The sequence below is a fragment of the Eikenella sp. HMSC061C02 genome, from assembly GCF_001809035.1.
GTDB classification, from domain to species: domain Bacteria; phylum Pseudomonadota; class Gammaproteobacteria; order Burkholderiales; family Neisseriaceae; genus Eikenella; species Eikenella corrodens.
In genome coordinates this window covers 49,582-58,291 of the sequence record NZ_KV795542.1, presented here as the reverse complement: position 1 = coordinate 58,291, position 8,710 = coordinate 49,582, and the positions used below count along the sequence as shown (strand labels likewise).

The 8,710-nt window shown below is 59.1% G+C and carries 9 protein-coding genes; all 9 read left to right on the top strand.

Translation table 11 applies throughout. From position 1 onward, the window contains the following. The first annotated feature begins 54 nt into the window (after window positions 1-54). Window positions 55-348 (top strand): phage tail assembly protein, encoded by a 294-nt coding sequence (locus HMPREF2541_RS05200; protein WP_064087706.1) that lies wholly within the window; start codon window positions 55-57, stop codon window positions 346-348. A 133-nt stretch (window positions 349-481) separates the two neighbouring features. Continuing rightward, entirely contained in the window at window positions 482-2,446 is a 1,965-nt protein-coding gene (locus tag HMPREF2541_RS05195) for a phage tail tape measure protein (protein WP_070542102.1), read from the top strand. After that, entirely contained in the window at window positions 2,446-3,693 is a 1,248-nt protein-coding gene (locus HMPREF2541_RS05190) for a DNA circularization protein (RefSeq protein ID WP_070542100.1), read from the top strand. Before HMPREF2541_RS05195 ends, HMPREF2541_RS05190 begins: the two co-directional genes overlap by 1 nt. Next, entirely contained in the window at window positions 3,683-4,798 is a 1,116-nt protein-coding gene (locus tag HMPREF2541_RS05185; RefSeq protein ID WP_070542097.1) for a phage baseplate assembly protein, read from the top strand. The genes HMPREF2541_RS05190 and HMPREF2541_RS05185 overlap by 11 nt, the downstream gene beginning before the upstream one ends. After that, window positions 4,749-5,318 (top strand): phage baseplate assembly protein V, encoded by a 570-nt coding sequence (locus HMPREF2541_RS05180; protein ID WP_070542094.1) that lies wholly within the window; start codon window positions 4,749-4,751, stop codon window positions 5,316-5,318. Before HMPREF2541_RS05185 ends, HMPREF2541_RS05180 begins: the two co-directional genes overlap by 50 nt. Continuing rightward, window positions 5,315-5,704 (top strand): phage GP46 family protein, encoded by a 390-nt coding sequence (locus tag HMPREF2541_RS05175; protein WP_064084049.1) that lies wholly within the window; start codon window positions 5,315-5,317, stop codon window positions 5,702-5,704. The genes HMPREF2541_RS05180 and HMPREF2541_RS05175 overlap by 4 nt, the downstream gene beginning before the upstream one ends. Further along, window positions 5,691-6,788: a baseplate J/gp47 family protein gene (locus HMPREF2541_RS05170; RefSeq protein ID WP_064087700.1), complete on the top strand. Its 1,098-nt coding sequence runs from the start codon at window positions 5,691-5,693 to the stop codon at window positions 6,786-6,788. Before HMPREF2541_RS05175 ends, HMPREF2541_RS05170 begins: the two co-directional genes overlap by 14 nt. Further along, a complete protein-coding gene (locus HMPREF2541_RS05165; protein WP_064087699.1) occupies window positions 6,776-7,351 on the top strand; it encodes a putative phage tail protein in 576 nt (191 codons plus the stop codon). Before HMPREF2541_RS05170 ends, HMPREF2541_RS05165 begins: the two co-directional genes overlap by 13 nt. 4 nt (window positions 7,352-7,355) lie before the next feature. Next, window positions 7,356-8,702, top strand: coding sequence for a phage tail protein (locus HMPREF2541_RS05160; RefSeq protein WP_070542092.1), 1,347 nt, complete (start codon window positions 7,356-7,358; stop codon window positions 8,700-8,702). The last annotated feature ends 8 nt before the right edge of the window (window positions 8,703-8,710 follow it).

Below are 8,710 nucleotides of genomic sequence, written 5' to 3'. Positions count from 1 at the left end.
AAAATGTAGCCTGCCATTGATGTATTTCCCTTTATGACAACACAGGAGATTTTTATGCGTACCCAACTCGTAACCTTAAAACTGGGATTCAAAGTCAACGAGCAGCGGCTGAAGGATGTGGTGCTGCGCGAGCCGACGGTGGCGGACTATATCGCCGCGGAAGTGAACGCGCCGGTGTATCGGCAGTATGCCTTCAAGGTGGCGCTGATTTCGCGCCTGATCGAAAAGCTGGAAGGCTTCGACGGCGAAGTGACGATGGGCATGATGAAAGAGTTGAAGCCGGTCGATGTGGCACGGCTCTCTGATGCCCTTACCCAGCTGGAGGAGGGCGACGAGGGGGAAGAATAAGCGGGCGGCCGAAAAACTTCTGGCGCTGCGTGTTCCTCATCGCCATGAAGACCGGCTGGCGCGAGCAGGACATTTTGAACCTGCCGGTAGCCCGCTTCCAGTTTTATATCGAAATCTTAACCGGGAAAGATAAATGAGCAGGGAAGAGTTGAAAGTAGTCATCGGCGCGGATGCGCAAGGCTACCTGCGCGGCATGAATACGGCCGCTGCAGGCACGCGCCGCTTCTCTGCCGGCATCCGCGGCGAATTCGAGCGGGTGAAGGGCACACTGGGCAGCCTGAAAGGGATATTGGCCGGTATCGGCGTTACCGTGGGCGGTATCAAGCTGGCGGTAGATACCGCTCAATTCGAGCGCGATATGCGCCGCCTACAGGTAAACCTCGGCGCCAGCCGCGCGGAAATGGAAGCGTGGCGCAGCGAAGCCTACGACAACCAAAAACGCTACGGCACCCTGCTCACCGACCAGAAAGAGTTGGCGGAAAGCCTGCAGGCTGCGGGGTTGGATATCACCGCCATCCGCGGAGCGGCCGAGCCGGTATCCAAAACATTGCAGGTAGCCAAAACCAATGCCGACCAACTGGGTAAGGCACTGGGTGTGGCGCGTGAGCAGTTCGGCATCGATATCACCGACAAAGCGGCGGTGGAAGGGCTGTTGGATAGGATGGTGGTGGCCGGGCGCTTGGGTAATGCCGAGCTGGAAAACCTGCCGGATATTTTCGCTCGTATTGGTGGCAGAGCCAAGGCAGCTAACTTTACGCTGGATCAGACCTTGGCATTGACTGAAGCGTTTTCCCAATCTGAACCGCAGGCTGAACGCTTGGCCACCTTGGTCAATAGTACGTTACGCATGTTTACCAGCGGTCGCTATATCCGTATGGCACAGGAAGGAACAGGCGTTAATTTCTTTGATGCCAAAGGCGCACGCCGTGATCCTTTGGAAATCATCCGCGATATTCGGACCGAATACCTCAAACTTAAGACTGACAGTCAAAAAGTTAATTTCCTAACCGCCGCCTTCGGCAAGATGGATGAAGACACCTACAAAGGGATGGATAAAGCGTTGCAGGAAGGCACGCTGGAAAAAATCGACGAGTTCAGCCGCCAGTTGCGTAATGCCACCGGCACGGTAGACCGCGATCTCGGCACGGCAATGGACAATGCCGTGACCCAAGCCAACCGCCTGAAAGGCGCGTTCCATGAAGCAATCGAAGATGGCGTGATGCGGCCGTTGGATAACGCATTCACCAACGTGGTCGGCTTCATGATGGATTCGAAAGAACAGGGCGGCTTGGGTTTAAGTGGGGAATCGATGCTGAAAATCGGCGGTGGTGCCTTATCGGCCGCATTGCTGGGCGGAATGGCTATCAGGTTGACGCGCGGCCTGCGTGGTGGTGGCGGCCTGCTTGGGATCGGCGGTAATTTGGCTACCGCTAAAGCGATGGAGCATGCGGCCGGGGTGCAGCCGGTATTTGTGGTGAATATGCCTGGTGGCGGTTTTGGTGGCGGCGCGCTGCCCGGGTTGGGTGGCTTGGGCGGTTTGGGTGGCGAAGCGGCCGGGGCCGCCGGTGCGCTGGGTAAATTCGCCCAGGCGGCCAACATCGCCGCCGCGGCGGTAACCGCATTCAGCGCAGGTTGGTCGCTGGGCACAGCAATGCGGGAAGCTTATCTACAGACGGAAGCTGGGCAGAAATTCGACCATGCCGGCGGACAGGTTATTGCTACTGTGCTTTCTTGGTTTGGAAATGAAGAAGCACAGTATGCGCGTGACCACGATGATGAGAACGTGATCGGCGAATTGGTGGCACGTTTTCAGGCATGGCACGGCAATAAAGAGGCAATCGAGGCTCTGGAAATCAACCGGCAGATGGAGGCCGAGCGGCAGCGCAGCCAGGCGGTGCTGGACGGCACCTCGCAGCAGGCCGCGGAAGCGGTGAAAGCATCCGGGGATGCCGCCGCACAGAGCATCTCGGCGGCGAAAATCGGCGGGGAAATTAAGGTGATGGTGAGCGCGCCGGCCACCCTGAACGTATCCACCACGGCAGTCGGTACGCCGCAGACCAAGTTGAATGTGGGCCGAACCAATACAGGAGCGCAGTAATGGCGTTACGCGAAGCATCGTTTAAGGGCGTGCCGTTTAAGGTAGACGAAACGGAAGGCCAATTCGGTCGGCGCAATGTGCTGCACCAGTATCCGTATCGGGATTTGCCGTTCGCCGAAGACTTGGGACGCGAGGTGCGCCGCTTCTCCGTGCATGCCTTTGTGCTGACGCAGCCCGAATATGACGCGCTGGTGGAAGCGCTGGAAAGCGAAGGACCCGGCACGCTGATTCATCCGTGGTATGGCAGCGTGTTTGTGCAGCACGACGGCCAGCAGTCGGTAACTTATCCGCGTGCTGAGGGTGGGCGGTTTGATTTCCGGCTGTCGTTTGTGGAGGCGGGCGAAAACAACGAGCCGGACGTGCAGGAAGACGCCGGCGGCCTGCTCTCCGGCTTGGTAGATGATGCGCTATCACAGGTAGGGATGAAGTTTGAAGCGGAATGGCTGCGCGATATTGACGGTTGGCTGGACGTGGCGGCTCAGCGGGCAGACGAGCTGATGAAAGGGTTTGAATATTACCTGACGCCGCTTGAGCGCGGCTTGGCAGGGGTAGAGAGGCTGACTTCCGGCGGCCGTGGTTTGTTGGCTAAACCGATAGAGCTGTATTACCGCGTAGCCGGACTGATCCGCAAGATTGCCGCCCCGTTCCAGCGGGATACAGGCAGCTCATGGCAGGCAGACAAAAGCCAGAGTGCGGGCAATTTGGCCGAGATGCCGGCTTTCCAGGTAACCAGCCGCCCGGATAGAGACCGGGCAATGCTGGATACGCTGCGCGGGCGCGAGCCACAAATTAGCGCGCGACCGCAGTGGACACTGCCCTATTCCCCGCGCAACCAAACGGACTTACCGCCGATGCCGCCCAGCTTGTCCGATGCGGTACGCCACACGTTGGTGTTGGAACAGGCGCGCGGCATTGGTAGTCATGATTACGCCAGCCAAAGCGAATTGCTGTCTGACCGCGACCTAGCCCTCTCCGCACTGCATAACGAAATGCAGCAGGCCAGCGGGCGGCTGTTCCGCACGCTGGATGCGGTGCAGGCACAAGTGGTACGCACCGCACAGGCACGGCTGCCCACTATCCGCGAGCTGGCGGTGGTGGAAACACTGGATAACCTGCCTGCACTGCTGGTGGCCTACCGTGTCAACGGCAGCATTGAGGCGTATGAAGACGTCGTGGCGCGCAACCATGTGCGCCACCCGCTGTTTGTGCCGGCGGGACGGGTTGAGGTGCTGCGCGATGGCGAATAAATGTGAGTTATGGGTCAACAACCAGATTTTCGGCGGCTGGACGGAGATATCCATCCAGCGCGGCATCGAGCAGATGAGCGGCAGTTTTAGTTTAACGGTTACCGAGCGATGGCCTGGGCAGTTGGAGGCACGTCCGATTCAAACGGGCGACAGCTGCGTGGTGAAAATTGACGGGGTGTCGGTGGTGACCGGTTATGTGAACCGCACACGGCAGGGCTACAGCGCCACCGACACATGGTTTTCGGTGGAGGGACGGGATAAAACCGCCGACCTGACCGACTGCTCGGCCATCCATAAAAGCGGCCAGTGGAAAAGCGCCAGCCTGAAACAAATTGCCGCCGACCTGTGCCGGCCGTTCGGCATCGAAGTATTTATCGGCGCGCGCGGCGAGAAGGCGGCGGGAGAAACCATCGCCAGCTTCGCGCTGGAAGACAGCGAGACAGTGCAGGATGCGCTGCAACGCCTGCTGCGGATGAAAGCGCTGATGATGTGGACGGACGGCACGGGGCGGCTAGTTATCGACCTGCCCGACCAAACTGCCGCCGGCACGGCACTGGTAGAAGGAGAAAACATCCTCAGCGCCGAAGGGACGAAGGATGAGAGCGAGCAGTACAGCCAATACATCGTGAAATCGCAGGGGCGCGGCAAGCACGACGGCAAAGGCGACGCGGCAGATGCCGGCGTGAAGCGCTACCGCCCGCTGCTGATTTTGGCCGAAGACCAAAGTCAAAGTCCGGCGGCTCGCGCCAAGCATGAAGCCACCATGCGCGAAGGCAAGGCAGACCGCGCGGAAATTAAAGTGCAGAGCTGGCGGCAGGGTGGCGACAAGGGCGAATTGTGGCTTCCCGGCCTGCGTGTGCAGGTGAAAGCGGCACATATCCACAAAGACGACGAGGAAATGATTATTTCCGAGGTCGAATACAGCTTAAACGACCAAGAAGGTACGGTGGCGACGCTGCAGTTGGCCAATCCGAAAGCCTACGATCAATTGGCCGAACAACCAAGACAGAAACAAGGCCGCGGCAGGGGCAAGCGCCGCGGCGGAAGGAAACGTAATGAACCCTCTGCAAAAAATCCGGCTGCTGGTGGCACGCGGCGTACTTAACCTGCTGCGCACCAATGGACTGCAGATGATGCAGATCAGCCTACTGGAAGGCGAAACTCGCGAGGAGGTGGAACGGGTGCAGAACTACGGCCACAGCGGCCATCCCCCCGCCGGCTCGACACTGGTGGCGGTGGCGGTGGGCGGCAGCCGCGACCACCTGATTGTGGTGGCCTGCGAGCATCCGCAGTATTCGCCAGATTTGAAGCCGGGTGAGAGCGCGATGTATGCCCAGTTCGGGCAGCTGTTCAAGATGGACGAACAAGGCAACGTAACGCTGAAGTGCAGGGATTTTTCCATCGAAGCCAGCGGCAATGTTTCCACGCAAGCCGCCGGTAACGTTGAACAAAGGGCGGGCGGCGCGCTGAATATGAGCGCTACGGCAGGCAGCCACATGGAAGGCGGTTTCAACGTGGATACCGTAACTGCAGATTCAGTAACAGCCGACGGCGTGAAACTGGAAGACCATACCCACAGCGGCGTGCAGAGCGGCGGAGATAACACCGGAGGACCGGTTAAATGACAAAACTGGTACTGGATTTGAACCTGGGCATCCCGTTTAATCAGCTGGAAGACGAATTGGTTTGTGCGGTGGTGCTGAGCTTGTTTTGCGATGCACGCGGCATTGAAGCCGACGGCAGCCCGGGGCGCGGATGGTGGGGCGACGGCCTCGCCGAAAACGACCGCTGGGGCAGCCGCCTGTGGGAGCTGCAGCGCAGTAAGGAAATCCACGAAACCCTACGGTTGGCGGAGGACTACGCCAGAACTGCCCTAGCCTGGCTGACGCAGGACGGCGTAGCCCGCCGCGTATCCATCACCGCATATACCCCACGACCTACCGTACTTGGACTACAGGTCAAAATCGACGATACCACGCTGAATTTGGAAGTGCGCCATGCCCTACGATAAAGAAAGCCTGCCTGAATTAAATCGACGGCTGGAAACCGAGCTGCCGCGCGCCAACGCTTCACCGGCGCTGCGCCGCAACCTGTTCACCCCGTTTGCGCGGGCGCTGGCCGCAGCGGTGCACGGCATCCACGAGCATATCGACTGGCGCACCCGCCAGATGTTCCCGCAAACCTGCGATGACGATGTGCTGGAAAACCTGCACGTTGGGTTATGGCTGCAAGGCAGCAAACGCCGGGCGGCCGTACCTGCGGTGGGCAGGGTGGTGGTGCGCGGCGCGGGCGGGATCGAAATCCCGCAAGGCACCCTGTTCAACCGCAGCGATTCGGTGCAGTTTGCCGTGGTGGAAGGGGTGATTACCGATAGCGGCGGCAGCACCACGCTGCGGGTGTGCGCCACCCAGCCCGGTGCAGCCGGCAATACCGACAACGGCGCCATGTTGCGTTTCGCCAACCCGATAGCCGGCATTGAGAACACTGCCACTGTTGCTTATTTAAGCGGCGGCTCGGACATCGAGAGCCTGCCCGAGCTCCGCCGCAGGGTGGTGGAAAGCCGCAACCTCGGCGGACAGGTGGGCAAATTAGCCGATTGGATACGCTGGGCGAAGGAAGTTCCCGGCATCACCCGTGTGTGGCCGGCGCCAAAATTGAGCGGGCTGGGCACGGTAACCGTGTATGTGGTGCGCGACCACGACAGCAACATCTTCCCAGATGCCGCCGAACTGGCTGAAGTGCAGAAGCATTTGGAGCACAGTGCGCTGCCGAACGGTGAAATCCATGTGGTATCGCCACTGCCTAAACCAGTGAATTTCAAAATCAAGATTACACCGGATACGCCGGAAGTGCGGGCGGCGGTGAAAGCGGAATTGAGCCGAGTGTTGGATGCCAACGCCTCCCCTGTGGCTTATGACGCGGCCGGCGATTTGGAACTGCCGGCACGTGGCCACACCATCCCGCGCAGCCACCTCACGCAGGCCATATCCAACGCAGCCGGCGAATACGACCACCAGCTGCTACTGCCCGCCGGCGATATCACGCCGGCAGTAGGAGAGCTGGTTAGTTTGGGGCAAATCGAATGGGCTACCTGAACGCATTAGGCAAATTGCTGCCGCCCGGCATCGCGCTCGACCCACAGGCAGATGAACCGGCTGAGCTGCTACAAAAAACCGCCCGCGAACTGGAAGCGGTGGACGACTTAGATACCACGCTCTGGCAGGAGGTTGATCCTAGGTTGGCTACGCTGCTGTTGGTGGAATACGAACACAGCCTAAACCTACCGGACCGCTGCACAGTAGGCATCCAATCCGTCGCCGAACGGCGGCAGGCGGTTTACAACAAGTTGGTGGATACCGGCGGCGCAAGACGTACCCGCTATTTAGCGATTCTGGAGAGATTGGGACAGAGTGAAGCTCAAATAGAACGGTTCACTCTGCACACCTGCGAGAGTGATTGTGAATTTGCGGTCTTCGACCACACCGACTGGCTGTTTACTTGGTCGGTATCGCTCAAGGCCGACAAGCAATATATCGAAGCCACCTGCCAGAGCCATTGTGAAGAGCCGCTGGCCACTTGGGGCAACACCCATATCGAGTGCGTGCTGAACCGAGAGAAACAGGTGCATACCCAACTGATTTTCAAATACATAGGATGAGACCATGAAACGGGCAGACCTAGAAAAGCGCGCCCAGCGCGACAAATTCGGCGCGGGCAAACACGGCTTCCAAAGCGGCAACCCTGCAGGCGGACTGTTGCCAACCATTCCCGGGGCTGCGTGGTTCGACCACACGCAGGAAGAGATTTGCGCGGTAATCGAGGCGGCGGGGCTGACGGTAGACCCGAGCAAGTACAACCAAATGCTGACCGCATTACGCAAAATCATCGACGAGCAGGCCGGCGGCAAAGGCCTGCCCGTAGGCGCAGTGGTGGGCTTCCCCCGCGCCGTTACCAATCAGGAAGGCTACCTGAAAGCCGATGGTAGCAGCTTTGCCCAAGCGACCTATCCCGACCTATACCGAGTATTGGGTGGCAACAAGCTGCCCAAGCTCGACCGCTCCGACGTCGGCATGACTGCCTACTTCCCCGTGTCGGACATCCCGGACGGCTGGATTAAATACGACGACATCTCGGTAAAAGTAACGCAGCCCGCCTACCCAGAGCTCTACCGCCTGCTGGTAGCGCAGTACGGCTCAATCGATGCCGTACCGAAAGCAGAAGACCGCTTTATCCGCAACGCATCAGGCAGTCTCGCAGTGGGCGCACAACAGGGCGATGCCATCCGCAACATTACAGGCAGCATCGAAGCCTTATACGGAAGCTATCGGTACACGCTCTACAGCAAAGCCGAGGGGGCGTTTACTATGGACTTGGACGATGGTGCAAATGCGACATTTAGCAGCTCAAAAGGCGACAGCGACCACAACAACAGAAGGAAGCGGGTGGTGTTTGATGCTTCCCGCTCTGTCCCCACCGCCGACGAGGTGCGCCCGAAAGCCTTGGCGATGGTGCTGTGCATTAAGGCTCAAAACAGCCTAGATGATGTGGTGATGTGGATTAAGGCGTTTGGCAAAGTAACCAATGCCGGCACGCTGGATGCAGCCACGCTGGCGGCAGATATACAGCGCAAGGCCAACCGCGATGAGGTAGCTCCAAAAGCCCACACCCACCGCGCCGCTGACATCACCGACTTTGCTCAGGCGGTCGGTAACCTGTTTGCTGCTCAAAAAGCGGCATCAGGCTACCAAAAAATGGCAGACGGGATAATTTTTGAATGGGGCTCACTGCAGGTGCCGGACGACGGCTTTTTGCCGGTGGTGTTTCCGGTGGCGTTTCCGAATGCCTGTCTCAACGTGCAGGCCACGGTAGTGTTTGACAATGCCGCTACCTACTCATATGTGCTGGCCGCCCATGCCGGCAAAATTACCAAAACCGGCTGCCACGTCGGCATCTCTGAAAACGGTATAGTTGGCAGCAAAACCGTGCATTGGGTGGCTATTGGTTATTAACGGGAGAG

Excerpts from the sequence above, each read along its gene's own strand:
- HMPREF2541_RS05185 (WP_070542097.1), top strand. The coding sequence starts at position 3,683 with ATGGCGAATAAATGTGAGTTATGGGTCAACAACCAGATTTTCGGCGGC.
- HMPREF2541_RS05165 (WP_064087699.1), top strand. The coding sequence starts at position 6,776 with ATGGGCTACCTGAACGCATTAGGCAAATTGCTGCCGCCCGGCATCGCG.
- HMPREF2541_RS05200 (WP_064087706.1), top strand. The coding sequence starts at position 55 with ATGCGTACCCAACTCGTAACCTTAAAACTGGGATTCAAAGTCAACGAG.
- HMPREF2541_RS05175 (WP_064084049.1), top strand. The coding sequence starts at position 5,315 with ATGACAAAACTGGTACTGGATTTGAACCTGGGCATCCCGTTTAATCAG.
- HMPREF2541_RS05180 (WP_070542094.1), top strand. The coding sequence starts at position 4,749 with ATGAACCCTCTGCAAAAAATCCGGCTGCTGGTGGCACGCGGCGTACTT.
- HMPREF2541_RS05160 (WP_070542092.1), top strand. The coding sequence starts at position 7,356 with ATGAAACGGGCAGACCTAGAAAAGCGCGCCCAGCGCGACAAATTCGGC.
- HMPREF2541_RS05195 (WP_070542102.1), top strand. The coding sequence starts at position 482 with ATGAGCAGGGAAGAGTTGAAAGTAGTCATCGGCGCGGATGCGCAAGGC.
- HMPREF2541_RS05190 (WP_070542100.1), top strand. The coding sequence starts at position 2,446 with ATGGCGTTACGCGAAGCATCGTTTAAGGGCGTGCCGTTTAAGGTAGAC.
- HMPREF2541_RS05170 (WP_064087700.1), top strand. The coding sequence starts at position 5,691 with ATGCCCTACGATAAAGAAAGCCTGCCTGAATTAAATCGACGGCTGGAA.